The 25,221-nt window shown below is 70.8% G+C and carries 23 protein-coding genes and 1 pseudogene; 18 read left to right on the forward strand and 6 right to left on the reverse strand.

Annotated features, from left to right (window positions below; translation table 11 throughout):
- Positions 1–50 precede the first annotated feature (50 nt).
- Both AB0J02_RS26340 and AB0J02_RS26345 read right to left on the reverse strand, forming a co-directional pair.
- Positions 51–1,646: a D-aminoacylase gene (locus AB0J02_RS26340; protein ID WP_363196240.1), complete on the reverse strand. Its 1,596-nt coding sequence runs from the start codon at positions 1,644–1,646 to the stop codon at positions 51–53.
- 251 nt (positions 1,647–1,897) lie between these two features.
- Positions 1,898–3,178: an amino acid deaminase gene (locus tag AB0J02_RS26345; RefSeq protein WP_363196401.1), complete on the reverse strand. Its 1,281-nt coding sequence runs from the start codon at positions 3,176–3,178 to the stop codon at positions 1,898–1,900.
- A 180-nt stretch (positions 3,179–3,358) separates the two neighbouring features.
- Here AB0J02_RS26345 and AB0J02_RS26350 point away from each other — a divergent pair, with 180 nt between their 5' ends.
- From AB0J02_RS26350 to AB0J02_RS26375, 6 genes are all read left to right on the forward strand, one after another.
- The gene (locus tag AB0J02_RS26350) at positions 3,359–4,420 is read left to right on the forward strand and encodes a sugar kinase (RefSeq protein ID WP_363196241.1); all 1,062 of its coding nucleotides are present in this window, start codon (positions 3,359–3,361) and stop codon (positions 4,418–4,420) included.
- Entirely contained in the window at positions 4,417–5,196 is a 780-nt protein-coding gene (locus AB0J02_RS26355) for an IclR family transcriptional regulator (protein ID WP_363196242.1), read from the forward strand. The genes AB0J02_RS26350 and AB0J02_RS26355 overlap by 4 nt, the downstream gene beginning before the upstream one ends.
- On the forward strand, positions 5,193–5,603 hold the full coding sequence (locus AB0J02_RS26360; RefSeq protein ID WP_363196243.1) for a RidA family protein: 411 nt from the start codon (positions 5,193–5,195) through the stop codon (positions 5,601–5,603). The genes AB0J02_RS26355 and AB0J02_RS26360 overlap by 4 nt, the downstream gene beginning before the upstream one ends.
- 122 nt (positions 5,604–5,725) lie before the next feature.
- Positions 5,726–7,216: a gluconate:H+ symporter gene (locus AB0J02_RS26365; protein WP_363196244.1), complete on the forward strand. Its 1,491-nt coding sequence runs from the start codon at positions 5,726–5,728 to the stop codon at positions 7,214–7,216.
- A gap of 308 nt (positions 7,217–7,524) precedes the next feature.
- The gene (locus tag AB0J02_RS26370; protein ID WP_363196245.1) at positions 7,525–8,052 is read left to right on the forward strand and encodes a hypothetical protein; all 528 of its coding nucleotides are present in this window, start codon (positions 7,525–7,527) and stop codon (positions 8,050–8,052) included.
- 84 nt (positions 8,053–8,136) lie between these two features.
- The gene (locus AB0J02_RS26375) at positions 8,137–9,456 is read left to right on the forward strand and encodes an Nramp family divalent metal transporter (RefSeq protein ID WP_363196246.1); all 1,320 of its coding nucleotides are present in this window, start codon (positions 8,137–8,139) and stop codon (positions 9,454–9,456) included.
- Positions 9,457–9,859: 403 nt separating this feature from the next.
- Here AB0J02_RS26375 and AB0J02_RS26380 read toward each other — a convergent pair.
- From AB0J02_RS26380 to AB0J02_RS26390, 3 genes and pseudogenes are all read right to left on the reverse strand, one after another.
- A pseudogene (locus tag AB0J02_RS26380) lies at positions 9,860–10,246 on the reverse strand (helix-turn-helix transcriptional regulator); the annotation flags it as partial.
- Between the two features lie 120 nt (positions 10,247–10,366).
- Positions 10,367–11,638, reverse strand: a complete 1,272-nt coding sequence (locus tag AB0J02_RS26385) for a DUF1266 domain-containing protein (RefSeq protein WP_363196247.1) — start codon at positions 11,636–11,638, stop codon at positions 10,367–10,369.
- 71 nt (positions 11,639–11,709) lie between these two features.
- Entirely contained in the window at positions 11,710–12,720 is a 1,011-nt protein-coding gene (locus AB0J02_RS26390; protein WP_363196248.1) for a chitinase, read from the reverse strand.
- Positions 12,721–12,998: 278 nt separating this feature from the next.
- Between AB0J02_RS26390 and AB0J02_RS26395 the strand changes: the two genes are divergently transcribed.
- The 11 genes from AB0J02_RS26395 to AB0J02_RS26445 all read left to right on the forward strand — a co-directional run bounded on the left by AB0J02_RS26395 (position 12,999) and on the right by AB0J02_RS26445 (position 22,508).
- The gene (locus AB0J02_RS26395; protein ID WP_363196249.1) at positions 12,999–13,922 is read left to right on the forward strand and encodes a hypothetical protein; all 924 of its coding nucleotides are present in this window, start codon (positions 12,999–13,001) and stop codon (positions 13,920–13,922) included.
- Between the two features lie 85 nt (positions 13,923–14,007).
- Positions 14,008–14,727, forward strand: coding sequence for a Flp pilus assembly protein CpaB (gene cpaB / locus AB0J02_RS26400; protein ID WP_363196250.1), 720 nt, complete (start codon positions 14,008–14,010; stop codon positions 14,725–14,727).
- Between the two features lie 115 nt (positions 14,728–14,842).
- A complete protein-coding gene (locus AB0J02_RS26405; protein ID WP_363196251.1) occupies positions 14,843–16,426 on the forward strand; it encodes an AAA family ATPase in 1,584 nt (527 codons plus the stop codon).
- 119 nt (positions 16,427–16,545) lie between these two features.
- Entirely contained in the window at positions 16,546–16,875 is a 330-nt protein-coding gene (locus tag AB0J02_RS26410; protein ID WP_363196252.1) for a TadE/TadG family type IV pilus assembly protein, read from the forward strand.
- A 2-nt stretch (positions 16,876–16,877) separates the two neighbouring features.
- A complete protein-coding gene (locus AB0J02_RS26415) occupies positions 16,878–18,245 on the forward strand; it encodes a CpaF family protein (protein WP_363196253.1) in 1,368 nt (455 codons plus the stop codon).
- Between the two features lie 31 nt (positions 18,246–18,276).
- Positions 18,277–19,224: a type II secretion system F family protein gene (locus AB0J02_RS26420; RefSeq protein ID WP_363196254.1), complete on the forward strand. Its 948-nt coding sequence runs from the start codon at positions 18,277–18,279 to the stop codon at positions 19,222–19,224.
- A 3-nt stretch (positions 19,225–19,227) separates the two neighbouring features.
- A complete protein-coding gene (locus tag AB0J02_RS26425) occupies positions 19,228–20,130 on the forward strand; it encodes a DUF5936 domain-containing protein (RefSeq protein ID WP_363196255.1) in 903 nt (300 codons plus the stop codon).
- A 267-nt stretch (positions 20,131–20,397) separates the two neighbouring features.
- On the forward strand, positions 20,398–20,616 hold the full coding sequence (locus AB0J02_RS26430) for a hypothetical protein (RefSeq protein ID WP_363196410.1): 219 nt from the start codon (positions 20,398–20,400) through the stop codon (positions 20,614–20,616).
- Positions 20,613–21,233: a pilus assembly protein TadG-related protein gene (locus AB0J02_RS26435; RefSeq protein ID WP_363196402.1), complete on the forward strand. Its 621-nt coding sequence runs from the start codon at positions 20,613–20,615 to the stop codon at positions 21,231–21,233. The genes AB0J02_RS26430 and AB0J02_RS26435 overlap by 4 nt, the downstream gene beginning before the upstream one ends.
- Before the next feature lie 35 nt (positions 21,234–21,268).
- Positions 21,269–21,868, forward strand: a complete 600-nt coding sequence (locus AB0J02_RS26440; RefSeq protein WP_363196256.1) for a hypothetical protein — start codon at positions 21,269–21,271, stop codon at positions 21,866–21,868.
- 4 nt (positions 21,869–21,872) lie between these two features.
- Positions 21,873–22,508 (forward strand): OmpA family protein, encoded by a 636-nt coding sequence (locus AB0J02_RS26445; RefSeq protein WP_363196257.1) that lies wholly within the window; start codon positions 21,873–21,875, stop codon positions 22,506–22,508.
- A 337-nt stretch (positions 22,509–22,845) separates the two neighbouring features.
- On the opposite strand, the gene AB0J02_RS26450 is transcribed toward AB0J02_RS26445, so the two are convergent.
- Positions 22,846–24,507: a serine/threonine-protein kinase gene (locus AB0J02_RS26450; RefSeq protein ID WP_363196258.1), complete on the reverse strand. Its 1,662-nt coding sequence runs from the start codon at positions 24,505–24,507 to the stop codon at positions 22,846–22,848.
- Positions 24,508–24,737: 230 nt separating this feature from the next.
- Between AB0J02_RS26450 and AB0J02_RS26455 the strand changes: the two genes are divergently transcribed.
- Positions 24,738–25,196, forward strand: coding sequence for a type VII secretion target (locus AB0J02_RS26455; protein WP_363196259.1), 459 nt, complete (start codon positions 24,738–24,740; stop codon positions 25,194–25,196).
- Positions 25,197–25,221: the final 25 nt, after the last annotated feature.

Raw genomic sequence — 25,221 nt, forward strand, 5'->3', positions numbered from 1 at the left:
CCCTCGCAGCCCTCATCATCTGGCTCCGCACATGATCCGAGAAACAGTGCTTAGGCCGCCCGGCGCACCGACTTCCCCGCGAGGACGTCCGTACGGCGCCCGTCCTCGATGACGAAGCGGCCGTCGATCAGGACGTGCGGAATGCCCACGGGCAGCGTGCGCGGCGCCTCGAACGACGAACCCGCCGCCACCGTCTCCGGGTCGAACAGGACCAGGTCGGCGCGGTATCCCTCGCGGACCAGACCGCGGTCGGGCAGCCGCAGCCGGGCGGCCGGGCGGGACGTCAGGTGCGCGACGGTCTCCTCCAGCGACATGACGCCGAGGTCGCGGGCGTAGTGGCCGAGGTAGTGCGGGAACGTGCCGTACGCGCGCGGGTGCGGCTTCGCACCTTGCAGGATGCCGTCGCTGCCGCCGGTGTGCACCGGGTGCTGCATGATCGCCCGCACGTTGTCCTCGTGGCCGACGTGCTGGAGGATCGTCGAGCCCAGCTTGTCGTCGACGAGCAGGCGGCGGGCGGTGACCCAGGGGGCCTCGCCGCGCGCGGCCGCGGCCTCGGCGACCGTCCTGCCGACGTACGCGGCGAGCGCGGGGTCGGAGACGCCCGAGATCTCGATCGTGTCCCACTCCATCGGCACGCCGTGACAGCCGTCGGAGCCGAGCACCTCGACGTGGTGCCGGATGCGCTCCGCGGTCTCGTCGTCCAGCAGCCGCGCGAGGGTCGCGTCGGGCCCGCCCTCGTTGGCCCAACTGGGCAGCATCGCCACGAGAGTTGTCGCTCCCGGGGTGTACGGGTACGTGTCGAGGCTGATGTCCGCGCCGCCGGCGATCGCGTCGTCGAGGAGGGCGAGCAGGTCGCCGCCCTTGCCCTTGTTCACGCCGAAGTTCATGGTGGCGTGGGCCAGATGCAGGGAGCAGCCCGCGGTGCGGGTGAGGTCGACCATCTCCCGGTACGCGTCCAGGGCGCCGGCCCCGTAACTGCGGTGGTGGGGGCAGTAGTAGCCGTCGTACGCGGCCACCACCCGGCACAGCTCGGTGAGTTCGGCGTCCTTGGCGTACATGCCGGGCGTGTACGTGAGCCCGGACGACATGCCGACGGCGCCCTGCTCCATGCCCTCGGCGACCAGCCGCCTCATGTGGTCGAGCTCGGCCCCGGTGGCGTCGCGGTCGTCCCAGCCGACCGCGTACATGCGGACCGTGCCCTGGGGGATGAGGTAGGCGGCGTTGACGGCGATGCCCCGGTCGAGGCGGTCCAGGTACTCGCCGACCGTGCGCCAGTCGAAGTCGATGTCGGAGCCGTCGCCGTTCCAGCCGGTGATCGCGCGGCGGACCTCGGCGAGCGTGCGGTCGTCGACGGGGGCGTACGACAGACCGTCCTGGCCGAGGACTTCGAGGGTGACGCCCTGGGCGGCCTTCGCGCTGTGGTCCGGGTCGCGCAGCAGCGCGAGGTCGCTGTGGGCGTGCATGTCGATGAACCCGGGGGAGAGCGCAAGGCCCGACGCGTCCAGCGTTCTGGGGGCGGTGGGGCGCGGGCCCTCCCCCTCACGCGTGATCCCCGCGATCCGGCCGTCCTCGATCGCCACGTCGGCGCGGTACGAGGCGCCGCCGGTGCCGTCGATCACGCGAACGTCCTTGATGACCAGGTCCATTTTCGACTGCCTCTTTCGTCGTGGCCGCGGTGTCCTGTGTTACCCACCCGCACCACCCGTGCGGACTTCGTTGTCGGGTGCGGGCGGCCCCCCCCGGGCCCGGCCGTCTTGGCGGCGGGCGCGCCCCTGACGGGGCGCGGGGCTGTGTCGATATGCGGCTCCGCCGCGGTCCGCGGCCGACAAGCGGCGAGGGACCCGCTCGGGACCGGCCCCGCCGGACTCGTCGCCCGCGAACCGGCGGGGCCGCTCGCCTAGAAGAACGTCCGCACGTAGTCCACGACCGTGCCGTCCGCCTCCACCACCGGGATCAGCTGCCACTTGTCGAACGACGTGCACGGGTGCGACAGGCCCATGCCGAGCCAGTCGCCCACCTCCAGCTCGGTCCCGGCCTCGGTCCGCACCCAGCCGTGCTGGTCGGAAACGCCCGTCACCGCGATCCCGGCCGCGTCCCGGACCGCGCCCGTACGGGCGTCCCGTACGACCTGCGCCTCGGGCAGGTCCAGGTCGTAGGCGGCATCGCGCTTGCCCGCGTTCGTGAACGCCTGCTCCGGTGTCGGCCGCGACACGACCTGCGCCCACAGCCGGAACGCGGGGTGCAGCGCGCCCTCCTCGGGGACCCGGTTGAACGGGGTCAGGTGGCGGTAGTGGCCGTCGTCGTGCGAGACGTACGCGCCGGAGCGGAGCAACTTCAGTACGGGCGCGCTCAGTTCGGGGATCTCCGCGAACACGTCCGCCACCGCGTCGAACCAGGCGCTGCCGCCCGCGCTCACCACGATCTCGTCCAGTCCGGCGAAGCGCCCGGCCTTGTCGAGGCCGGCCGCGAGCGCGACCAGGCGGCGCAGCCAGGCGCGGACCCGGTCGCCGTCGGCCTGCGGCACCTCGCCCTCGTACCCGGCGACACCGGCGAGCCGCAGCGTCGAGGTGGCGGCCACCGCGTCGGCCACGGCCGCGCACTCCGCCTCCGTACGCGCGCCCGTGCGCGCGCCGTCGCCCGCGCCCAGCTCGACGACCACATCGACGGAGCGGGTGGCGCCGGCCTCGCGCAGCGCGGCGTCCATCAGCTCGACGCCGCGTACCGAGTCGACGTAGCAGAGGAAGCGGAAACCGGCCGAGGCGTTCAGCTCCGCGGCGAGCCAGCGCAGCGCGGCCGCGTCCACGAGTTCGTTCGCCAGGAAGATCCGGTCGATGCCGAACTCCCGTGCCACGCGCACCTGGTGGGGCACGGCGAGGGTGATGCCCCAGGCGCCGTGCTCGATCTGCCGCTGGAAGAGTTGGGGGGCCATCGACGTCTTGCCGTGCGGGGCGAAGGCGAGGCCGTGCCGGGTGGCGTACGTCTCCATGAGCGCGAGGTTGTGCTCCAGGCGCTCCGCGGAGAGGGCGAGGACGGGGGTGGTGAAGCCGTCCGTGAAGAGGTTCAGGCGGCGGTCCGCCAGCTCGGCGACGGTGAGGCCCTCGGCCTGGGGCGGCAGGCCCTTGAACCGGAAGTCCACCCGCTCCCGCGCCAGGTCCTCCAGACGTGCCTTCCCGCGCACGGCTGCGCCGGCTGTATCGACGGCGGTGTCGGCGTTCTCGGCGGTCACGGTGCCTCCTCCAGGCCAGCTGTTGCAATATATGCAACGGCCATTGCGTATGTCGCTTACTGCTGTCTAACATCCGAGCCAACGCCGGGTCAACGGAGCTGTTGGCCCCCAGGAGTGAGGAGACCGAACCCCGTGACCGTCACCGGACCCGCAGCCCCGCACAGCGCACCCGACGTCGTCGCGCTCGGCGAGTCCATGGTCACGTTCGTCCCCTCCGTGCCGGGGCGCCTCGCCGACGTACCGTCCTTCGAGCGCGGCATCGGCGGCGCCGAGTCCAACCTGGCCTGCGTGCTCGCCGCCGGCGGGCACCGCGCGCGCTGGGTCAGCCGGGTCGGTGCCGACGGGTTCGGCGACCACCTCGTCGAGGCCATCGGCGCGTACGGCGTCGACGTCTCGGGCGTGCGCCGCGACCCCACCCGCCCCACCGGCATCTACTTCCGCACCGCGGGCGACCGGGCCACCGACGCCCACGAGGTCGCCTACTACCGCGCCGGGTCCGCCGCCTCCGCCATGTCCCCCGCGACCATGGACCTGGACGCGCTCCGCGCCGGCCGCATCCTGCACCTCTCCGGCATCACCGCCGCTCTCTCCGACGACTGCCTCGGCCTCCTCCGTACGCTCATGGAGACGCCCGGCACTCCCGGCCCCCTGCTGTCTTTCGACGTCAACCACCGTCCCGGCCTGTGGGCCGAGCCCGCCGCCGCGCGCGTCCTGCTCGACCTCGCCCGCCACGCCGGCCTGGTCTTCGTCGGCGAGGACGAGGCCGAGGACGCGTTCGGGATCACCGGCGGCCCCGACGCGGTGCGCGCCGCGCTGCCCGAACCGGAGCTGCTCGTCGTGAAGTGCGGCGCCGACGGCGCGATCGCCTACGACCGGGCCGGCGGCCGGCATTTCGAACCCGCTCCGCGCGTCGACGTCGTCGCCGCCGTCGGCGCGGGCGACGCCTTCGCCGCCGGGTTCCTCTCCGCCACCCTGCGCGGCCTGCCCGCCGCCGACCGGCTCCGCCACGGCCACCTGTGGGCCGCCGCCGCCCTCACCGTCCCCGGCGACCTCGCCGAGCCGCCGGGCCGCGCCCACGCCGACCGGCTGGCCGCCCTCGACGCCGCCTCGTGGGAGACACTGCACCTCGGCCCCGGGTGGACCGTCACCGACGCCTTCGACGACCGGGCCGCCGAGGAGGTACGTACACCATGAGCCAGACCGTCGACCGCGCGCTCAGCATCCTGCCGCTGCTCGCCGAGGGCCCCGCCGACCTGGGACAGGTGGCCGAGCGGCTCGGGGTGCACAAGTCCACGGCCCTGCGCCTGCTGCGCACCCTGCACGAACACGGCCTCGTGCACCGCCAGTCCGACCAGCGCTACCGGCTCGGCGCCCGCCTCTTCGCCCTCGCCCAGGAAGCCGTCGAGAACCTCGACGTCCGCGAGATCGCCCACCCCCACCTCGTCGGACTCAACGAGAAGTGCGGCCACACCGTCCACCTCGCCGTCTACGAGGAGCACGAGGTCCTCTACATCGACAAGGTCGAGAGCCGCTACCCGGTGCGCATGTACTCGCGCATCGGCAAGCCGGTCGCCATCACGGTCGCCGCCGTCGCCAAACTGCTCCTCGCCGACCTGTCGGAGGCCGAGCGCCGCGCCGTCGCGGAGAAGCTCGACTACCCCATGTACACAGCCCGTTCGACCCCCAACGCCCCCGCCTTTCTAAGGGAGTTGGAGAAAGTGGGCGAACAGGGCTGGGCCACCGACCTCGGTGGCCACGAGGAATCCATCAACTGCGTCGGGGCCCCGGTCCGCGGCGCGGACGGCCGCGTCGTCGCCGCCATGTCGGTCTCCGCGCCGAACGTCGTCGTCACCGCCGAGGAACTCCTCACCCTGCTCCCGCTGGTGCGCCGCACGGCGGAAGCAATCAGCCGGGACTACTCAGGTACCGGTCCCGGTAACACCCCCCAGAAGGAAGCAAGTTCACGATGACCGAGAAGACGGCCCTCACCCCCTCCACGCACACCACCCCGCCCGCGAAGTTCTCGCACGGCGTCAAGAAGGGCAACATCCTCCAGGTCGCCGGCCAGGTCGGCTTCCTCCCCGCCGAGGAGGGCAAGGCCCCCACCCCCGCGGGCCCGACCCTGCGCGAGCAGACCCTCCAGACGTTCGCCAACGTCAAGGCGATCCTCGAAGAGGGCGGCGCCACCTGGGACGACGTCATGATGATGCGCGTCTACCTCACGGACGTCGACCACTTCGCCGAGATGAACAAGATCTACAACGAGTACTTCGAGGAGCAGGGCCTCAAGGCCCCCGCCTCCGCCCGCACCACCGTCTACGTCGGTCTCCCGGCGGGCCTGCTCATCGAGATCGACGCGCTCGCCGTCCTCGGCTGAGCCAGTCCTGACCTGAGCATCTTCTCCACCCCCGTACGTCGTCACGGTGCGGCGCGCCAACCGGACGCGCCGCACCGCGATCCCCCCTGCCCAGAAACACACATGCCCTTACGAGGACCCCCATGCTCCCCATATCCACCGCCGCCCCGCTCGCGGCCGCCGCCACCGAGCCGCCACCCCACACCGGCGGCATCCTCACGATCATCGACGGCACCGCCGGCCTGCTGACGATCGCCGCGCTCGGCATCGTCCTGCTCCTCTTCCTGATCATCAAGGCCCGCCTCCAGCCCTTCGTCGCCCTCCTCGCGGTCTCCATCGCGGTCGGCCTCGGCGCGGGCCTGTCCGTCACCGAACTCTTCGGCACCGTCCAGAAGTCCGACGCGGTCTCCACCATCGAGTCCGGCATGGGCGGCACCCTCGGACACGTAGCGATCATCATCGGACTCGGGACCATGCTCGGCGCGGTCCTCGAAGTCTCCGGCGGAGCCGAGGTCCTGGCGTCCCGCCTCCTGAACCTCTTCGGTGAGAAGCGCGCGCCCCTCGCGATGGGCCTCACCGGCCTGATCTTCGGCATCCCCGTCTTCTTCGACGTCGGCATCTTCGTCCTAGCGCCGATCGTCTACGCGGCAGCCAAGCGCGGCGGCAAGTCGATCATCCTCTACTGCATGCCGCTCCTCGCCGGCCTGTCGATGACCCACGCGTTCCTGCCCCCGCACCCGGGCCCCGTCGCGGCAGCCGGACTCCTCCACGTCGACCTCGGCTGGGTCATCCTCATGGGCATCGTCTGCGGCATCCCCGCCGTGCTCGCCGCCTGGGGCTGGGCCGCCTGGATCGGCAAGCGGATCTTCGTGCCCGTACCGCAGGACATGGTCGAGGCGGCCGAGGAGGCCAAGGCCTCCCTCGCGGCGGAGCAGCGCGCGTCCGGCGTGACCCCGTCCGAGAAGCCGGTCGCGCTCGGCGTCGTCTTCGCCATCATCGGCACGCCGCTGATCCTGATCCTCCTGGCCACCTTCTCCTCGATCGCCTTCGACCCGTCCACGGGCCGCTCGGTCATCGAGTTCTTCGGCCACCCCTTCGTGGCCCTCACCATCGCCCTGCTGCTCGCGTACTACCTGCTCGGCATCCGGCGCGGCTGGTCCCGCAAATCCCTCGAAACGGTGTCGACCGCGTCCCTGAAGCCGGTCGGCAACATCCTGCTGGTCGTCGGCGCGGGCGGCATCTTCGGCGCCGTCCTCAAGGCCAGCGGCATCGCGCAGGCCCTCGCCGACACGTTCAACGACGTCGGCCTGCCCGTCATCGTCCTCGCGTACCTGATCTCGCTGGTGCTGCGTGTCGCCCAGGGCTCGGCGACGGTGGCCATCGTCACCACGGCCGGCATCGTGGCCCCGCTGCTCTCCGAGGGCGACTACTCGCAGGCCTTCACCGCGCTCGTCATCATGGCGATCTCCGCGGGCTCCATCTTCGCCTCGCACGTCAACGACGGCGGCTTCTGGATGGTCGCCAAGTACTTCGGCATCTCCGAGCGCGACACCCTGCGGACCTGGACGGTCCTGGAGTCGGTCCTGTCGGTCGCCGGATTCGTGGTGGCGGGCGTGGTCAGCCTGTTCGTGTAGCCGGCTCACCTTCCGCGCGGGGTGCCGGCGGGCGCCCCGCGTACGCACGTCCCAGGGCGTCTCACGGTCTGAGCTCTCAGGGTGTGAGCAGGGCCGGCCCCGAACAGCCGGTGCCGCTGGCCGGGTCGGCGGAGTACACCCGGTACAGCGCGAGGAGCTGGACGAGCAGCAGCAGGTGAGCACCAGCGCGGCCGAGTCGGACAATACGGAGGTTCTCTGGATTTCAGAGGGGATCCGACGGGATCCGAGGGGCCCGGGGGAGGCGCCGCACAGTCTTGTCCGCCATACTTCCGCCCGTGGAGCAGCGTATGGAGAGTCAGAAGGTCACGCCCGTCACCGGTGCCGGTTTCGACCCGGCGTACGTCCCCGGCCTGACGTCTCCCGGACCGGAGGCGGCAGCCGAGGACACGGTCACGGAATCCGACGAGGTGACGGAGGAGGTGACGCGGGACGAGCCCGAGCCGAAGGCGGTCGAGGCCGACGCCGTTGCGGAGGACGAGGTCGCCGAGGACGAGGTCGCCGAGGTTCCCGACGAGAAGCCCGGTTCGGCTGAGGACGATGCGGACGGCCCGGTCCTGGAGGCGAAGGACCGCCGCGGTTCCATCACCGTCGACGCGACCGGCGTCCGGTACACGCTGGACGACCAGGAAGCGGAATTCACCTGGGACGAGATCAGCGCGGTCGAGTACGGCACGTCCCGCAAGCGCCTCACGGTGACGGTCCACACGCCCAACAGCCGCTGGTACCCGAACGACGTCGAGGCCCCGGACAAGTCCCGCCTCACGGAGTGGACCGAGCAGCTGGACAAGGCGCTGGACGCGTACTTCGAGGACTGAGGGGACCGTGGAGAACGGCCGGCCCGGCAACGGTGGGGGCCGGCCCTCTTGTGGTCCGGGGCTCTTTGCGCTCCCTTGGTAGTCATGGCGGACACCACGGGCACCTCAGGCCGCACCCTCGACTCCGACCACCCCCGCAAGTCCAGCTGGAAGTACATCGGTCCCGGCATCGTCGTCGCCGCGACCGGTGTCGGCGCCGGCGACCTCGTCGCGACGCTCGTCGCGGGCAGCAACTTCGGCTACACCCTTCTCTGGGCGGCGGTCCTCGGCTGCCTCGTCAAGATCAGCCTCGCCGAGGCGGCGGGACGCTGGCACCTGGCCACGGGCCGCACGCTCTTCGACGGCTGGGCGAGCCTGGGCCGCTGGACGACGTGGTTCTTCGTGATCTACGTGGTCATCTGGGGCTTCGTCTACGGAGCGGCGGCGATGTCGTCGAGCGCGCTCCCGCTCCAGGCGCTGTTCCCCGACGTGTTCCCGGCGGACTGGTCGATCAAGCCGTGGGCGATCCTCTGCGGCCTGGTCGGGCTGGTCTTCGTCTGGTTCAACAAGTACGACGTCTTCGAGAAGGTCATGACGGTCCTGGTGGGCGTCATGTTCGTCGTCACGGTCTATCTGGCGATCAGGGTCACCCCGAACCTGGGCGACGCCTTCGCGGGCCTCCTCCCGGTCCTGCCCGACGAGAAGGACTCGATCCTCAACACGCTCGGCCTGATCGGCGGCGTCGGCGGCACCATCACCCTTGCCGCGTACGGCTATTGGGTCAACGCGAAGGGCTGGACCAACACGTCCTGGATGAAGGTGATGCGCCTGGACAACCGGGTCGCGTACATCACCACAGGTGTCTTCGTCGTCGCGATGCTCTTCGTCGGAGCGGAAATCCTGCACGCCTCCCACACCTCCATCGCGAGCGGCGACAAGGGCCTCCTGGACCTGACGAAGATCCTCGACGCCGAGTACGGCACGGCCACGGCGAAGCTCTTCCTGATCGGCTTCTTCGCGACGTCCTTCACGTCCCTCATCGGCGTCTGGCACGGGGTGAGCCTGATGTTCGCGGACTTCGTGGAGCGGTATCGCGGCGCGCGCGTCACGGGTGCGGAGGTGGCGCGGGGCGACCGCGAGCGGGGCTGGCCGTTCCGCATCTACCTGCTCTGGCTCACCTTCCCTCCCATCGTCCTCCTGTTCCAGGGCCAACCGTTCCGCCTGGTCATCCTCTACGGGGTCCTGGGCGCGGCCTTCATGCCGTTTCTGGCGCTGACGCTGATCTGGCTACTCAATTCGGCCCGCACTCCGGCGAGTTGGCGCAACGGCTGGCTGAGCAACGGCATGCTCCTGGTCGCCGGGCTGCTGTTCGTGGTCCTGTGCGTGAAGCAGGTCTGGGATCAGCCTTGGTCGGAGTTCTTCTGACGGTCGCCAACAGCTCATGGACAGTTCAAGAACCCTGCGACGCCGCGTGAAAGGAACGCGTCCGGGCCACGGACATGTCGGCCGCATGAAAGCGCAAAAACGACCCCCGGTCTTTTACGGCGACGGTGATTCCAGCCGTACCCTTGACCAGTTCCACGTCCTTGCGGCCCGGGGGCCCCAACCATCCACCGTCCGGCGGTGCGTACGGTCGTGACGCGTCCCGCCGCGTCCAGATCGAAGTGCCGTGCACCTTCCAGTAGATCCTCTACGTCTGTCAGGTTTCCGTCTGGACGAGACAGGTATAGATGCGCTGCTGAATGGGATCGAGTTGACCCGGCCGGACAACCGCCTGTGTGGCGAGTCGGCCGCAGGCGTCGTATGAACTGGCGAGGGTGACTGAAGGGTGGTCGCTGGTCCGGAGGGGCCCCGGAATGTGCACCGTGTGTGCGGTGGGCGTGCGGGGCGCGTACGACTCCAGTTCGGCGATGTCCAGCAGGCCGCTGGAGAGTGACCCGCGACAACGCTCCTACCAGCCGCGCCCGTTGGGGCGGGCCATGTCGACGAGAGACCGCACGTACACCTTGTCCGGGCAGTCGCGATTGCGGGCGAGGGTGCGCAGTCGTTCGGGACTGATGGTGCGGATTCCGGTCTCTGTGCCGGAGAACTTCGCCCGGTCCGGGCCGAGCGGTCCCGCGGCTTGTTCGGCCGTCATTCCGGCAGCTGTCCGCATCTTGCGCAGCTCACTGCCCAGTCGCCGCTGGCGTTCTGTGGGCGGGGCTTTCGGTGGCATGCCCTTCCCCTTGCACGGACGGCGGTAGTCCGCCGCGCGGTGGCGACCGGGGGTACGGGCCCTCCCGTTGAACCGGAGACGTGCTTCCGCGGGGGAGTTCGAGTCGCTGCGGGCAGGGGATCAACAGGGCTTTTTGAATGGGATGTTGAGCCACGGGCTTCCCGGGTCCTCCGTCAGGATCTGGTGGGCCGAGACCATTTCCTCGTACCACTTGCCGAACTCCTCGTCGTCGAAATGCAGGCACCGGCCGAGTGCGTAGGCGGCGGAGAAGTCCTGCCAGTTGCGGTAGGAGCGGGCGGCCAGGGCGCTTGCCGTGCGGACCGCGGATTCGGCCTCTTCGAGGGTGCCGTAGCGGGCGGCGAGGCCCCAGCGGGCCATGTTCGGGGCGCGGCCCAGGTCCCAGGCGTCGACCGAGGTGACATAGCGGGACTCGGCGAGCAGGCCGTCGGCGCGCATCCGGGCCTCGTAGCGGGTGATCCGGCCGATGAGCCGGTGCACGCCCTCGATCTGGGCGGCGACCTCCTCGGCGGGGCGCGGTTCGACGGTTGTCACACCGTCCTCCGTGAGGACGGTGTGGGGCTCGGCGCGGGCCCGGAGCACCTTGGTCACCGCCTGTTTCCAGTAGCCGGTGTCCACGTGGCCGCCGAAGTCGCGGGCGATGGTGTGCCGCAGGTCGAGCGCGAACTCCCATACGTTGCTGCGCTGTTCGGTGGAGAGGAGTTGGTCAACCCGCTCCTGCCATTCCTGGCGGCTGGTCACGCCCCACCATTCGCGCAGCCGCTGGCGTTCGGACTGGTAGCCCTCGCCGTGGTGGGCCATGGTGTTCCAGAACTCGCCGTTGGTGACCGAGAGCAGCGCGCCCAGGGCCAGGCCGTGCGCGACGGGGCCGTGCAGTGCGCCGCCCACGTGCAGGGCGCGCAGGCACATCTTGAAGCGGGGCGTCCCGGCGCGGGCGGCCGCTTGCATCCAGGCCGCGTTGTGCGGGGGCAGGGGCGGGAGGACCGCCTCGCACGGTGTGCCCGGGTTGATGACCAGGGTCGGGGGGTGCGGGCGCGTGGCCCAGGACGCGGTGGCGAACCAGTTGAGGCCCGCCCATTCGAAGCGGTGGTCCTGGTCCGGGGCGGGGAGCATCCCGGTCGTGTACAGGTGGAGCCACTCGCCGCCCGTGCGCGGGTCGCGATGGAACAGCGGGTACACCGAATCGAAGACGTCGGCCTTGTCGGGACGCAGCTCCATGTACAGCTCGACCGAGGCGAGCGTCTCGTAGTACGCCGTCCAGTCGCCCCGGTTCTTCGCCTCGTACAGCGCCCGCTCGGTGGGGGAGGGCGCGGTCCAGGCGGGCTGCGGGGAGGAGGGGCCGTCGAAGTCCGCGGGTGGTGGGCCGAAAGTCATGGCCGGAAGCCTAAGCAGGGGAGACGCGGGCAGCGCCGCCGGGGGAGCGGCGGCGCTGCCGGTAGAAGGGGTCAGAGGGCGTGGACGTGGGGGCCGACCGAGGAGGCCCAGGCGTTGCTGGACGTGGCGTCCCAGTTCGTGGACCAGGTCATCGCGCCGCGCAGCCCGGGGTACGTCTTGGAGGGCTTGAAGGAGCCGCAGTTCGTGCCTTTGGTGAGGCAGTCCAGGGCGTCGTTCACGACCGACGGGGCTACGTAGCCGCTGCCCGCCGCGCTGCTCGACGCGGGCGTGCCGATGCCGACCTGCGACGGGTCGAGGCCGCCTTCCAGCTGGATGCAGGCGAGCGCCGTCAGGAAGTCGACGGAGCCCTGGCTGTAGACCTTGCCGTCGCAGCCGAGCATCGAACCGCTGTTGTAGTACTGCATGTTGACGACGGTGAGGATGTCCTTCACCGCGAGGGCCGTCTTGAAGTACTCCGCGGATGTCGACTGCATGTCGATCGTCTGCGGCGCCATCGTGAGGACGAAGCCGCTGCCCGCCTTTGCCGCGAGCGACTCCAACGCCTGTGACATGTACGTGGAGTTGAGGCCGTTCTCCAGGTCGATGTCGACGCCGTCGAAGCCGTACTCCTGCATGAGGGAGTAGACGGAGTCCGCGAAGTTCGCCGCCGAGGCGGAGTCGCTGACCGAGACCGTGCCGTTCTGGCCGCCGATCGAGATGACCACCGACTTGCCGGCCGCCTGCTTCGCCTTGATGTCCGCCTTGAACGCGTCCTCGGTGTAGCCGCCGAGGCCTGCCGAGTCGAGCGTGAAGTCGACCGCTCCCGGTGTCGTGGTGGCGTCGGCGAAGGCCACCGCGATGATGTCGTAGTCGGCCGGGACGTCGCTGAGCTTCTGGACGGCGGCGCCGTTGTCGAAGTTCTGCCAGTAGCCGGTGACCGCGTGGGCGGGAACCGCGGCCGCGGTGGCGGTGCTCGTCGGGGCGGTGGGGGCCGCGACAGCCGTGTTCGTCGTCGCGAGCAGGCCGGTGGCGGCGAGTGCCGCCGCCGCGAACGCGCCTATGAGCGCGCCGGATCGCTTCATTTCTGCCTCCATGTGGGGGGAGGGCTCCCCGCACCGAAGTGGGGGAGTCGAGGTGAGGGGGGAAGCAGCTGCTGGGCGTAAAACTGGTCCAGACCAATAGCGATGTCAAGGGTTTGAGCCGATGCTTCCGGGTCAACTCGCCACCGGTCCGTTCGTGAACAGTGCGAAGTGGGGTGTTGCCGGGCGCTCGCGTGGATATGGTGCTCAGGCAGGAACACTGCAGTGTCTGGAGGAGCACAGAGCGACCGGGGGGTTCACGCGTGCCGACCGTCATAGCCGTGACCGACCCCGACCTGGTGCTGAGTTCGCCCGACCGGCATACGCCGACCGCCGTCGTGCTGCCCGTGGGGAGGGCGCCGGACGCCTATCCGCTGGACCGCGCGATCAGTGACGTACACACACTGATCGAGCAGCACGGGTATGTGATCGCGCTCTGCCCGCAATCCGTGCCGGACGCGGTCGTTCACCGGCTGCATGCCATCCGGTCCGTGCTCGAAAGTGACCGGATCGCCATCCTCCGTCCCGAGCTGCCGCCGCTCGGCCTCGCCGTGCTCGCCCTGCAGTTGCGCCAGTTGTCGATCTGCGACTTCAGCCCGGGGGTGCTCGCGTCCGCCGGCCGGCTGCTCGCGCACTACGTCCACGCGGGCGCCCTCGTCGGCTCCGTCGCCAAGCTCGACCGCGTCCCCGTCTCGCTCAAGGCGCACGCCAAGTCCTGGTCCCCGGGCGCCCAGTTCGCGGTCGTGGCCTCGCCGCAGCCGCAGTTGCTACGGGTCACCGGAACCGAGACGCCGAGCGGCCCCTCCTTCGGGACGCGGATGTTCTACGCCGCCGGACAGCAGTCCACCGACTGGGTCACCGGCGTGCTCGCCCCGGCCTGGCGGGCGCAGGGCGCGATCGAGGCGCCGCTGCCCGCCGAGTCGCCGCGCTGGTGGGCGACGGGCAAGGGCGGCAACCCCGGCCGGATCGTCGAGTTCGCGGCCGCCATCCCCGACATCTCCGTCCTCTACCAGCTCGTGTCGTCCGTGCGGCGCGAGGAGTGCCACTGGTGCGGGCTCGAACTCATCGGCGACCGCTGCGGGTTCTGCTCCGCGCCGCTGGCCGCCGACATGCCCCCCGAGCGCGCGGGCGCCGCCGCACGGTCCTCGCTCACTCCGGCCGCCGGGTCCGGCCGGACCGCGCTGACCAGGGCCCCGCACCAATGACGGCCGCCCGCGGCAGCAGCCGCGCCCGTACTCGTACGCGTCACGCGAACCCGCCCGCCCGCCTACCAACGAGGTTGTCCGGTCCATGAATTCACGTCAGCGCCGCGGCGTCATCCTCCTGGTCGTCTCGGCCCTGTGCGCCGTCGGCGCGTTCGCCGGTGTGCTGTCCGTGATCCGCGACGTGAACTCCAAAGTGGGGGACGAGACGACCGCGTACCGGCTCAAAAGCGATGTCGCGCCCTACAAGGAGCTGACGGACGACCAGTTCGAGAAGGTGGAGATGCCCAAGCGGTGGCTGTCGTCGACCGCCGTCACCAGCCTCCGGCAGGTCCGCGGCAAGATCGCCGTCACCCAGCTCAAGAAGGGCTCCCTGCTGCAGAGCGACATGATCGTCGCCCGGCCGCAGCTCAAGGCGGGGCAGCAGGAGATCGCCATCATGATCGACGCGGAGACCGGCGTCGCCGGAAAGATCGACCCCGGCTCGAAGGTCAACATCTACGCCACCTTCAAGGCCGAGAACGACAAGCAGAGCGACCGCTCCCAGGTCATCGTGGAGAACGCCGAGGTCATCGACGTGGGCAAACTGACCCCGATCGACGAGCAGGGCGCCAACTCCTCCGGGAACAGCACCCGGCGCCAGGGCGAGGCCGTGCCGATCACGTTCGCCCTCGACGCCGCCGACGCCCAACGGGTCGCCTACGCCGAGTCGTTCGCGACGCACGTGCGGCTGGCGCTCGTCGCGCCGGGGGACGACGGATCGGTCTCCGCCGCGGACCGGTCGTACACGTTGGACGAGGACAAGTGATGTGGGACCGGATCCGGACAGCTCCGGTGATTCAAGCCCCTCCGGCGCTTGAGGAGCGGGGTCCGGGGCGGAGCCCCGCAACCTGTGCGACCGCGTCCCTGAAGGGATACCCCCGATGACCACAAGGATCCTCCCAGCCGCAAGCGAGCCGGAGGCGGCGCGCGCACTGGTCACCCTCCTCTCCCAGCTCCCCGACACCGAACCCGCCCCACCCGTCGCCGACTCCACCGCCCTGCTCGACACCCTGGCCCGGCTCGCCGCCGAGTCGCTCGACGAGCTGCCCGAGGTCGTCCTCGTACACGAACGGATCGGCCCCGTACCGGCGTTGGACCTGATCCGCGACCTGGTCCTGCGCTTCCCCGCCGTCGGTGTCATCCTCGCCACCGCCGACACCAGCCCCGCGCTGCTCACCGCCGCGATGGACAGCGGAGCGCGCGGCATCGTCGCGTTCCCGCTCGGCTACGACGCCCTCGCCGAACGCGTCCACGCCGCCGCCTCCTGGTCCACGGGCATGCGCCGGCACCTCGCGGGCGGCACCGGCGCCGAGCTGATGCCGGCCGGTGGCGGAGGGCGTGTCGTCGCGGTGACCGGCGCCAAGGGCGGCGTCGGCACCACGCTCACCGCCGTCCACCTGGCGCTCGCCGCACGCGCGTCGGGCCGCTCGGTCGCCCTCCTCGACCTCGACCTCCAGTCCGGCGACGTGGCGTCCTACCTCGACGTCCAGTTCCGCCGGTCCGTCGCCGACCTCGCCGCCATCCGCGACATCACCCCGCGCGTCCTCCAGGACGCCGTCTTCACTCACGAGACCGGCATCGACCTCCTGCTCGCCCCCGCCGACGGCGAACGCGGCGAAGAAGTCAGCGACCGCGTCGCCCGGCAGGTCGTGCACGCCCTGCGCGCCCGCTACGAGGTCGTGGTCGTCGACTGCGGTACGCAGATGGGCGCGGCGAACGCGGCGGCCATCGAACTCGCTGACCAGGCCGCCCTGTTGGTCACCCCGGACGTCGTCGCCGTACGCGCCGCCAAGCGCATGGTCAGACTCTGGGACCGCCTCCAGATCCGCAAGGCCGAGGAGACCCTCACCGTCGTCAACCGGCACGCGCGCTCCGCCGAGATCCAGCCCACCCTCGTCGAACGGGTCACCGGCACGAAGACGGCACGCACCTCCGTCCCCGCCGCCTACAAGGAACTCCAGGCCGCCGTCGACGCGGGCCGCATGCAGGACCTCGACAACCGCTCCACCGTCAAACAGGCCCTGTGGACCCTGGCCGGCGAACTCGGCCTGGTCGCCGCGCCCGCCCCGGACGGGGGCGGCCGCCGCGCCCGCCGCCGCGGCGACAAGGGGGCGGTCACCCTCGAATTCGCCGCCATGTTCCCGCTGGTGCTCCTCGTGATGGCGCTCATGTGGCAGTGCGTGCTGTACGGCTATACGTACTCCCTCGCCGGGAACGCGGCGGACGAGGCGGCTCGGGCGGCCACGTCCGCGCAGGCCGGGGGCGGGGACTATGGGGCCGCTTGTGACGCGGCGGGCAAGTCGCATCTGCCGTCCGCCTGGCAGAGCGCCCGGATCGGCTGCACGTCCGGCGGGGTCGTCATGAAGGCCACCGTCCAGGTCGACGTCCCGCTGTTCTTTCCCGGGGTGAATCCCGGCTGGCGCGTCACGGGTGAGGCGGGGGCGGCGTCTGAGGTGGACCAGTGACGGCGCCCGGGCCACGGGGCTCCGCCCCGGACCCCGCTCCTCAAGCGCCGGAGGGGCTGGATCTGGTACCGGAGGGGCTGGATTGTGTGCGGGGCCGCCTCGGGGATCGCGGCGTCTCCATGCTGGAGTTCGCCGGGTTCCTCCCCTTCCTGCTGGTCATCGGGATGGCCGCGATCCAGCTCGGGCTCGTCGGATACGGGGCCAATCAGGCGGGGAGCGCGGCGCGGGCCGCGGCCCGCGCGGAGTCGCTGAACCAGGGCACGGGCGGGGCCGCCGCGGCCGAGTCCGCCAGCGCCTGGCTGGATCCGACCCCGGACGGATGCGGAGGCGGCTCCACGATCACCTGCACCGTCACCGTCCACGTCCCCGCGATCATCCCCCTCTTCGACGGCTGGGACCTCCACCGCAGAGCCACCATGCCCAACGACAACCAGAACGACGGGAGTTGACGATGAGCCTGCGCTCCCGCGTGGTCGCCACCCGCGACACCGCCACCGGAACACCCCCGGACCGCGACGAAGGCCTCATCGCCGTCTACCGCGCCAAGCTCCTCGAAGAGATCGACCTCGCGGAGATGTCCTCGCTGCAGGCCGCGGACCGCCGCGTCCGCCTGGAACGCGTCCTCGGCCACATCATCAGCCGCGAGGGCCCGGTCCTCTCCTCCTCGGAGCGCACGCAGCTGATCCGCCGCGTCGTCGACGAGGCGCTCGGCCTGGGCATCCTCGAACCCCTCCTCGCGGACGCCTCCATCACCGAGATCATGGTGAACGGGCCCGACGCGATCTTCGTGGAGCGAGCCGGCCGCGTAGAGCAACTGCCCCTGCGCTTCGCCTCGCCCGAGCAGCTGATGCAGACCATCGAGCGCATCGTCTCCACGGTGAACCGTCGCGTCGACGAGTCCAACCCCATGGTCGACGCCCGGCTGCCCACCGGCGAACGCGTCAACGTGATCATCCCGCCCCTCGCGCTGACCGGCGCCACACTCACCATCCGCCGCTTCCCGCGCGCGTACAGCCTCACCGAACTCCTCGAACTGGGCTCGCTGGACGAGCACATGCTGATGCTGCTCGCCGCCTGCGTCCGGGCCCGTTTCAACATCATCGTCAGCGGTGGCACGGGCTCCGGGAAGACCACCCTCCTCAACGCCCTCTCGGCGCTCATCCCGTCCCACGAGCGCATCATCACCATCGAGGACTCGGCCGAACTCCAGCTCCAGCAGGACCACGTGATCCGCCTGGAGTCCCGGCCCGCCAACGTCGAGGGCAAGGGCCAGGTCACCATCCGCGACCTCGTCCGCAACAGCCTGCGCATGCGCCCCGACCGCATCATCGTCGGCGAGGTCCGCGGCGGCGAGACGCTCGACATGCTGCAGGCGATGTCCACGGGCCACGACGGTTCGCTCGCGACCGTCCACGCGAACACCGCGGAGGACGCCCTCACCCGTCTGCAGACGCTCGGCTCCATGTCCGAGGTGGATGTCCCCTTCGAGGCGCTCCGCGACCAGATCAACTCGGCCGTCGATGTCCTGGTCCAGCTCACCCGGCACGCCGACGGCTCCCGCCGGATCAGCGAGATCGCGCTGCTCGTCTCACACGGCCGGGAACAGTTCACCATCGCGACGGTGACCCGTTTCGCCGCCCAGCCGTACGTGTCGGGCGCCACCGACCTGGAACGCCGGCAGGTCCGCGGCTACTACGAGCACCTGCCGCTGCCGCGCCGCGTCGCGGACCGGCTGTACGTGGCGGGGGAGGCGGTCCCGCCGGCGTTCGGGGTCGTCGAGTCCGTCGACATACGCAATACGAGAGAGGCCACGGGATGACCCGGACCCACGCGCCCGGGGGAGCCCAGGCATGACGAACCCCGCCCTCATCGCTCTCGGTGCCACGGTACTGACGTGCGCCCTCGCCGTAGCGGGCGTCCACGTGTACGCCACCGGGCGTGCCCAGCGCCGGGCCCTGGTCGACCGCCTGGACGGTTACGGCGGCGGCTCGGCCGGTCCGGCGGGCGGCCGGGCGCGCCGCTTCGCCGCGATCGACCGGCGGCTGCGCCGCACGCGCCTGGGCCGCGCCGTGCACCTGCGGCTCTCCGCGACGGGCCTGGACGTGACGGCGGGCGAGTTCGCCGTCTACGTGGCCGCGGTCGTCGCCGGTCTGTGGGTGCTTGCGGCGGCGATGCTGGCCCCGTTCTTCGGCCCGATCGCGGGCGCCGTGGCGATCTGGGCCGCGGTCATCTTCCTCAACTGGCAGCGCCAGAAACGCATCGAGGCGTTCATCAACCAACTCCCCGATGTGGCACGCCTCCTGGCCAACGCGACAGCGGCCGGACTCGCCCTGCGTACGTCCCTGGCGATGGCGGCGGAGGAACTGGAGGCCCCGGCGGGCGAGGAACTGAGCCGGGTCGCCGACCAGTTGGCGATCGGCCGCTCCGTCGACGACGCCCTGGACGAACTGGCGGCCCGCCTCCCGTCGCGCGAGCTGATCGTCCTCGTCACGACGCTGGTCCTGGCGAACAAGGCGGGCGGCACGGTCGTCTCGTCCCTGCGCAACCTCACCCAGACCCTGGAGGACCGCAAGGAGACCCGGCGCGAGATCCGCACGATGCTCTCCGAGGTGAACGCCACCGCCTTCACGGTCCCGCTCCTCGGTCTGGGTTCCCTCCTGCTGATCAACTCCTCGAACGAGGGCGCCCTGGCCCGCGTGACCGGCTCCCCTCTCGGCCAGACCCTCATCCTGATCTCCCTCGGCCTGTACGCCGTCGGGTTCTTCGTGATCCGACGCCTGGGAAAGATCGAGGTCTGACCCATGTCACCCACCCTCCTCGGCGTGCTCATCGCCCTCCTCGCCGGTGCGGCCGTCTTCGGCGTCTTCATGGGCGTCCGCATGTACCGCGCCGAGGCCAAGGTCCCCAGCGACCTCGCCCTCGCCCTGGAAGTGGGCGCCACCCGCGTCTCCACGGCGGGCTCGGCGGTGGACCGGCTCGGCATGCGGTTCGCGCCGCTGATCCTGCGGCTGATGGGCCCGCGCCGCGTGGACGCGAAGCGCCGCAAGATCGACATGGCGGGGAACCCGGGCGGCCTGACGATCGACCGGTACGCGGCACGCCGGGCGGTCTACGGCCTCTTCGGCATCGTCATGGCCCTCGTCTTCTTCGCCAACGGGCAACGGCTCCTCGGACTGCTGACCCTGGCCTTCGGCGCGCTGGCCGCCGACGCCCTGATCTGGCAGGCGGTCCGCGAACGCAAGGAAGTCATCGACCGCACCCTCCCCGACTTCCTCGACGTCCTCGCCGTCGTCGTCTCGGCGGGCCTCGGCTTCCGCCAGGCACTGGACCGCGTCGCCGAGAAGTACGAGGGGCCCTGGGCGGACGAACTCCGCATCACTTTGCGCCAGATGGACATGGGCGTCCCGCGCCGCCAGGCCTTCGACGAGCTGCGCCGGCGCAACGCCTCCGAGCAAGTCGCCCAGTTCGTCTCGGCGTTGCAGCAGGGCGAGGAGCTGGGTTCGCCCATCGCGGACACCCTGATCCAGCTCGCCACGGACATGCGCCGCACGGACGCCCAGAACTCCCGGCGGCGCGCCGCCAAAACAATTCCAAAGGCAACGATGGTGACGCTGGTCTTCATGCTCCCCGCGACCATGATCCTGATCGCGACGGGCATGTTCCTCGGCTCTGGAACCAACTTCGGTTCCATATTGGGGCGTTGAACCTCTCCTGCAACGCCGTCGGACTGGCTACAGTGGTAGCGAGCAAAGGTTGGCGAATGCGAATGATGACGCGAGTTCCGGATCCGGGCGGGCCGGCGAACTCGTACGAGGGGAGCTGACACGCGATGACGCCCCGGGCAATCCCCCGACAACTTATGGTCAAGCCCGGCTTCTTAATCGGCGAAACCAGGTGCGCAGGGTCGCAATTCGCGTACGTTGCGTGTGGTGTTCTGGTTGCCTTGAAGGAAGCGGCGGAAGGGGGTTCCCGTGATCAAGGACCGAGTGGTCGGGGCGTGGGCGACGTGGACAGGTTCGCTGGGGGAGCGGCTTCGGGGGGCCCGGCGCGATGCGGGGGCCGGGTTCGTGGAGTATGCGGGGCTGATGATCCTGATCGCCGGGATCTTCGTGGCCATCGACAGTCTGGGGCTGGACGGATTGATCTCCGGCGCCGTGCTGGACGCCATCAGCAACGTCATCGGCGGCTGACAAAGCTCCGCCTCCGGAGCGACCGGGGGTCGACGCTCCCGATCTACATCTGGCTGACGACGATCCTGCTCTTCGCCGCGTTCGCGTTCTTCGCGTTCGCCCAGGCGGCCTCGGCACGCAACGGGGCCCAGTCCGCCGCCGACGCCGCCGCGCTGGCCGCGGTGCAGTCGGCCCGCGACGAGCTGATGGACGGCCTGGGCAAGGCGCTGGTGGGCGAGGACGAGGACTGGACGGACTGGCTCACCCGGGACGACCTCGGGGACGCCGGCCCTGCCGCTGCCGCCGCAGCTGATCTCGCGGCACAGAACGACTCCACGGTTGTCGTTGGTCCGAGCCCCGCCGAAGTAAACGGCTTCCCTGGTTACCGGGTGGACATCGAGACCCAGTACACGGTGGGCGACACCGTCCTCCCCGGTACGGAGTCCATGCACGCGACGGCACACGCCACGGCCGTGATCCAACCCCGCTGCGATTTCGATGCGGACGCCGACCCCGAGAAGCCGCTCGAACTCACCTGTGACGGCGACGCCGGCGACATCACCATCGACCCCGAGGACTTCGACCCCCTCGACCTGCCGGACGCGTCCGACCTGTTCTCCGTCCACCTGGCCGACTGACGAACCGAACGACGAAAAAGAGGGATGCCCCAGCCATGAAACTTCGGCATACGACGACGGCCCGTCGGTCACTGACCATGGCGGCGATCACGGCTGGGCTGGTCCTCACGGTCGCCGGCTGCGGCGACGGCGGAAGCGGCGACGGCGACAACGCGGAGGGCTCTTCTTCGCCGACGACGTCCGCGCAGAAGAGCGAGGGAGCGGAGTCCTCCGCGCCCCCCGGCTCGACCGACAAGGTCCTGGCCGAGGTGAAGGGCGAAGGCGGGATCACGCTGACCGTCACGTCGGCGGCACAGGACGCGGGCGGCTTCGTCACGGTGCAGGGCACCGTGGTGAACGGCACCGGAAAAGCATGGGTGCCGGTCAACTGGCGTGGCGACGAGCGGGAGTTGATGGCGAACGGCGGCTCGATCGCCGGCGCCGCCCTCGTCGACGAGGCGAACAAGAAGAAGTACCTCATCCTGCGGGACACGGAGGGGCGCTGCCTGTGCACCCGATTCACCGGCGGCGTACGCAACGGGCAGACAGCCGAGTGGTACGCCCAGTTCCCCGCCCCGCCCGAAGGCACGACCAAGCTCTCCTTCCAGGTCGGCGCGATGCCACCGGCGCCGATCGAGATCACCGAGGGCGAGTGAAACGATGCCCCGACGACATCTGACCGCCGCGGCAGCGCTCACCGTGGCCACGGTCATCCTGGGCGCAGGGACGGCGAGCGCCGACGATCCGACTCCCAACGGGAAGACCACCGGCGCCCCGCCCGGCGGCACCACCAGTTCCCCGCCGCCGCAGGTGGACGCGAACAGCCCGGGTCTCAAGCTCGCGGACGGCGCGACGCTCGCCCCCGCCAAGGTGCTGGACATCAAGTCGGTCGTGGAGGACCTCTCCGGTGACGAACGCCGCTCCGACACGAACGAGGACGTCACCTTCGCGCTCCAGGCCGAAGTCCTGTTCCCCAAGGACAGCGCCAAGCTCAACCCGGGCGCCCGCTCCCGCATCCAGACGATCGCGGACGAGATCAACACCCAGAAGTCAAGCGCGGTACGGGTGTTCGGGTTCACGGACGATCTCGGCACGTACGCCCATGGCCTGACGCTCTCCAAGAAGCGCGCCGAGGCCGTCCACGACGAACTGACCGCCGCGCTCGGCGCGGAGGGCGCGAACATCACGTTCCAGGTCCGCGGCTACAGCGAGGACTATCCGATCGCGGACAACACCTCCGAGCAGGGCCGCAAGAAGAACCGCCGGGTCGAGGTGTCGTTCCCGAAGGACGGCTGAGGGATGCGAGGAGCCACGCCCGGCGGGGGCTGGACGTGGCCACGGCGGCGCTCAGGCAGGGGAGTCGCGAAAGACCCCGTCCGCTTGCGTCGCATGGATGGCGCGCTCGGCCCGAGCGGTGAGCTGATCGGCGTCGGTACAGCCGAGCACGCGCTCTCGGACGCCCTCCGCCGCAGCCTGCGGCTTCCACGACGTATCCACGATCCGGCCTGCCATCTCACCGCAGTGACCCACAGCGCTCGCTCCTTCGGACTTTCCTTTATAGGCAACCGTGCCGAGGACCCGCACGCAGTTCCCGGCTGCGTTGACGCAAGTGCCGGTGCTCGGCTTGTCGTTTCTAACCCCTGCCCCGCCAGACCGTCATGTCGGCGGTCACAAAAGCGATCTCGGGCATCGCGGTCGACTTGACCTGGAGTACCAGTGACGCGATGTCCCCGTCGCGGTTTCGGACACAGATCTGGGTTCCGGCCGCCGCCGCGGCGAGCGGTAGGGAGTGGGCCTTCTGGGTCCGTGTCATGAGGTCGCACATCTTGCGGTCGGCGTCCGGCTTGCCGAAGATCTGGGTGAACACACTGGTCTTGCTCGTCAACGCGCAACCGGCCTGCTTGCAGGAGAATCGGATGTCGCCCTCGGGGTCCTCACGCTGGAACGGGGCTGCAAAGCTCAGTGAACGCTTCGCATCCACCCACATTCCGGCATGAGGGTCGGCCGTCGGTGTGCTGGAGGCGCTCGTTGCGGAGTCCGCCGCCGCGCCTGAGTCCTTGCCGTCGCCGTCGGACCGGGGCCCCGCGTCGAACTGGGACGCCCGCGCCGAGGGTGACGCCGATGCCCCCGCCGAGGAATCCGTCCCGGCGCCCTTCGCCGACGCGCCGCCATCCCGTCCGCTGTCGAACGTCCCCGTCGCGTCCATCACCGTCCACGCGAGGACCGACAGGACCAGCACCCCCGCCGTCACCGCCGCCGCGGTCAGCCTCCTCGCGCGTCGGCTGCGGGGCGGCCTCGGGGCGGACCAGGTCGGCGCCCGCCAGGGCGAGTTCGGGCCCACGGCTTCCGGCCGCGCGTGCACCAGCGTGGGGTTGGCGGGCGTCTGTGCCGGGACGGCCGGGATCGGTGACGGCACGGTGATCTCCGGTCCTGTCACCTCCCGCCACACCGCACCCGCGTCCGCGTCCTGCCCGAGCCGCTCCCGGCACCACTCCACGACCTCTGTCAGCGTGGCCCGTTCCGCGGCATCGGCGGCGAGGCAGCGTTCGAGAAGGGGGCGGAGTTCCGCCGGCAGCGGGGACAGGTCGGGCGCGGAGTGCACGATCCGGTAGAGCACGCTGACCGCGGGGCCGTTCCCGTACAGCGGCTCGCCCAGTGCCGCGAACGCCACCGTCTGGGCGAGCGAGAAGACGTCGGTCGCCGCCGTCACCGGGGCGGCGGACGCCTGCTCGGGGGCCATGAACTGCGGGGTGCCGATGGTGGCGCCGGTGGCGGTGTACGAGGTGCCGTCGAAGGCCGTCGAGATGCCGAAGTCGATGACGCGTGGGCCGTCGGCGGCCAGCAGGACGTTCGACGGCTTCAAATCACGGTGCACGATGCCCGCCGCGTGGATCGCCTGCAGCGCCTCGGCCACCCCGGCCGTCAGCCACAGCAGCGCGGGCAGCGGCAGCGGTCCGCGCCGGGCCACGGCCTCCGCGAGCGAGGGGCCTGGCACGTACAGCGTCGCCAGCCAGGGCGGCGCGCCGTCCGCGTCGCCGTCGATCAGTTCGGCGGTGTAGGCGCCGCGCACGCTCCGCGCCGCCTCCATCTCCCGCCGGAAGCGCCGCCGGAAGTCCGGGTCGTCGGCCAGTTCGGGACGTACGACCTTGATCGCCACGGGGCGGCCGCCCTGCGTGTGCGACAGATAGACCCGCCCCATGCCGCCGGCCCCGAGCCGTGCGGCGAGCCGGTACCCGGCCACCGTCCGCGGATCGTCCGCCGCCAACGGCTCGAACACCTCTGTGGCTTCGTTCATCTCTCTCTCCCCCCTGCCCCCGCGCCCACCGAAAGTTGACCGGTGGACCAAACGCAAGGGCAGCAGCCTAAGCGGGCCTGAACCGACCGCCAAGGCGGAGGGAACCGTGGCCCCTGCGCAGGGCGTGACAGCAGTTGTCGGAGAGGTGTCTTTAGGCGATCATTACCTGCGCATCGCATGCGCAACCTGCCCGGCACGGCAGGTGAGTTGACGAGCTTCGGGGGAGCGGCATGGGCAGGAACGACGGGTATCACGTCAAGCACGCCGGCATGAAGAGCCAGTCCGAGGAGCTGGACGGCGCGGGCGACACGGCCGGCACGATACGGGAGCTGATCGGCGCCACGCCCTGCTACCCGCAGGAGGTGCTCGGCGGCTCGGACTCCGGCCCCGCCTTCAACGCGTACAGCACGGCCTGGACCGCGGAGGCCCGCACCCTCGAGGACGCCCTGCACGAACTCGCCGACAAGGTACGCGCGTCCAAGGGCGCCTACGCGGGCTCCGACGGGCTCGTGCGCACCAACGCGCAGCGCATCTCCGTCGAGGAGGCCGTCAGCACCAACCCGGTGTACGGCACCGCCTCCATCGGCACGAACCCGGTCCACGCGAACCGGCCCGCCGTCCTCGGCACCGCGCCCATCGGCACCAATCCCGTACAGGCCGAACGCCCCTCGGCCCTGACCGACTACTGACCGGCGCCGGAGCCGCACCCGAGAC

The sequence above is a fragment of the Streptomyces sp. NPDC050264 genome (assembly GCF_040655895.1).
GTDB lineage: Bacteria > Actinomycetota > Actinomycetes > Streptomycetales > Streptomycetaceae > Streptomyces.

Excerpts from the sequence above, each read along its gene's own strand:
- AB0J02_RS26360 (WP_363196243.1), top strand. The coding sequence starts at position 5,193 with ATGACCGAGAAGACGGCCCTCACCCCCTCCACGCACACCACCCCGCCC.
- AB0J02_RS26375 (WP_363196246.1), top strand. The coding sequence starts at position 8,137 with ATGGCGGACACCACGGGCACCTCAGGCCGCACCCTCGACTCCGACCAC.
- AB0J02_RS26450 (WP_363196258.1), bottom strand. The coding sequence starts at position 24,507 with ATGAACGAAGCCACAGAGGTGTTCGAGCCGTTGGCGGCGGACGATCCG.
- AB0J02_RS26390 (WP_363196248.1), bottom strand. The coding sequence starts at position 12,720 with ATGAAGCGATCCGGCGCGCTCATAGGCGCGTTCGCGGCGGCGGCACTC.
- AB0J02_RS26440 (WP_363196256.1), top strand. The coding sequence starts at position 21,269 with ATGAAACTTCGGCATACGACGACGGCCCGTCGGTCACTGACCATGGCG.
- AB0J02_RS26385 (WP_363196247.1), bottom strand. The coding sequence starts at position 11,638 with ATGACTTTCGGCCCACCACCCGCGGACTTCGACGGCCCCTCCTCCCCG.
- AB0J02_RS26340 (WP_363196240.1), bottom strand. The coding sequence starts at position 1,646 with ATGGACCTGGTCATCAAGGACGTTCGCGTGATCGACGGCACCGGCGGC.
- AB0J02_RS26370 (WP_363196245.1), top strand. The coding sequence starts at position 7,525 with ATGGAGAGTCAGAAGGTCACGCCCGTCACCGGTGCCGGTTTCGACCCG.
- AB0J02_RS26445 (WP_363196257.1), top strand. The coding sequence starts at position 21,873 with ATGCCCCGACGACATCTGACCGCCGCGGCAGCGCTCACCGTGGCCACG.
- AB0J02_RS26355 (WP_363196242.1), top strand. The coding sequence starts at position 4,417 with ATGAGCCAGACCGTCGACCGCGCGCTCAGCATCCTGCCGCTGCTCGCC.
- AB0J02_RS26410 (WP_363196252.1), top strand. The coding sequence starts at position 16,546 with ATGCTGGAGTTCGCCGGGTTCCTCCCCTTCCTGCTGGTCATCGGGATG.
- AB0J02_RS26405 (WP_363196251.1), top strand. The coding sequence starts at position 14,843 with ATGACCACAAGGATCCTCCCAGCCGCAAGCGAGCCGGAGGCGGCGCGC.
- AB0J02_RS26455 (WP_363196259.1), top strand. The coding sequence starts at position 24,738 with ATGGGCAGGAACGACGGGTATCACGTCAAGCACGCCGGCATGAAGAGC.
- AB0J02_RS26365 (WP_363196244.1), top strand. The coding sequence starts at position 5,726 with ATGCTCCCCATATCCACCGCCGCCCCGCTCGCGGCCGCCGCCACCGAG.
- cpaB (WP_363196250.1), top strand. The coding sequence starts at position 14,008 with ATGAATTCACGTCAGCGCCGCGGCGTCATCCTCCTGGTCGTCTCGGCC.
- AB0J02_RS26420 (WP_363196254.1), top strand. The coding sequence starts at position 18,277 with ATGACGAACCCCGCCCTCATCGCTCTCGGTGCCACGGTACTGACGTGC.
- AB0J02_RS26425 (WP_363196255.1), top strand. The coding sequence starts at position 19,228 with ATGTCACCCACCCTCCTCGGCGTGCTCATCGCCCTCCTCGCCGGTGCG.
- AB0J02_RS26415 (WP_363196253.1), top strand. The coding sequence starts at position 16,878 with ATGAGCCTGCGCTCCCGCGTGGTCGCCACCCGCGACACCGCCACCGGA.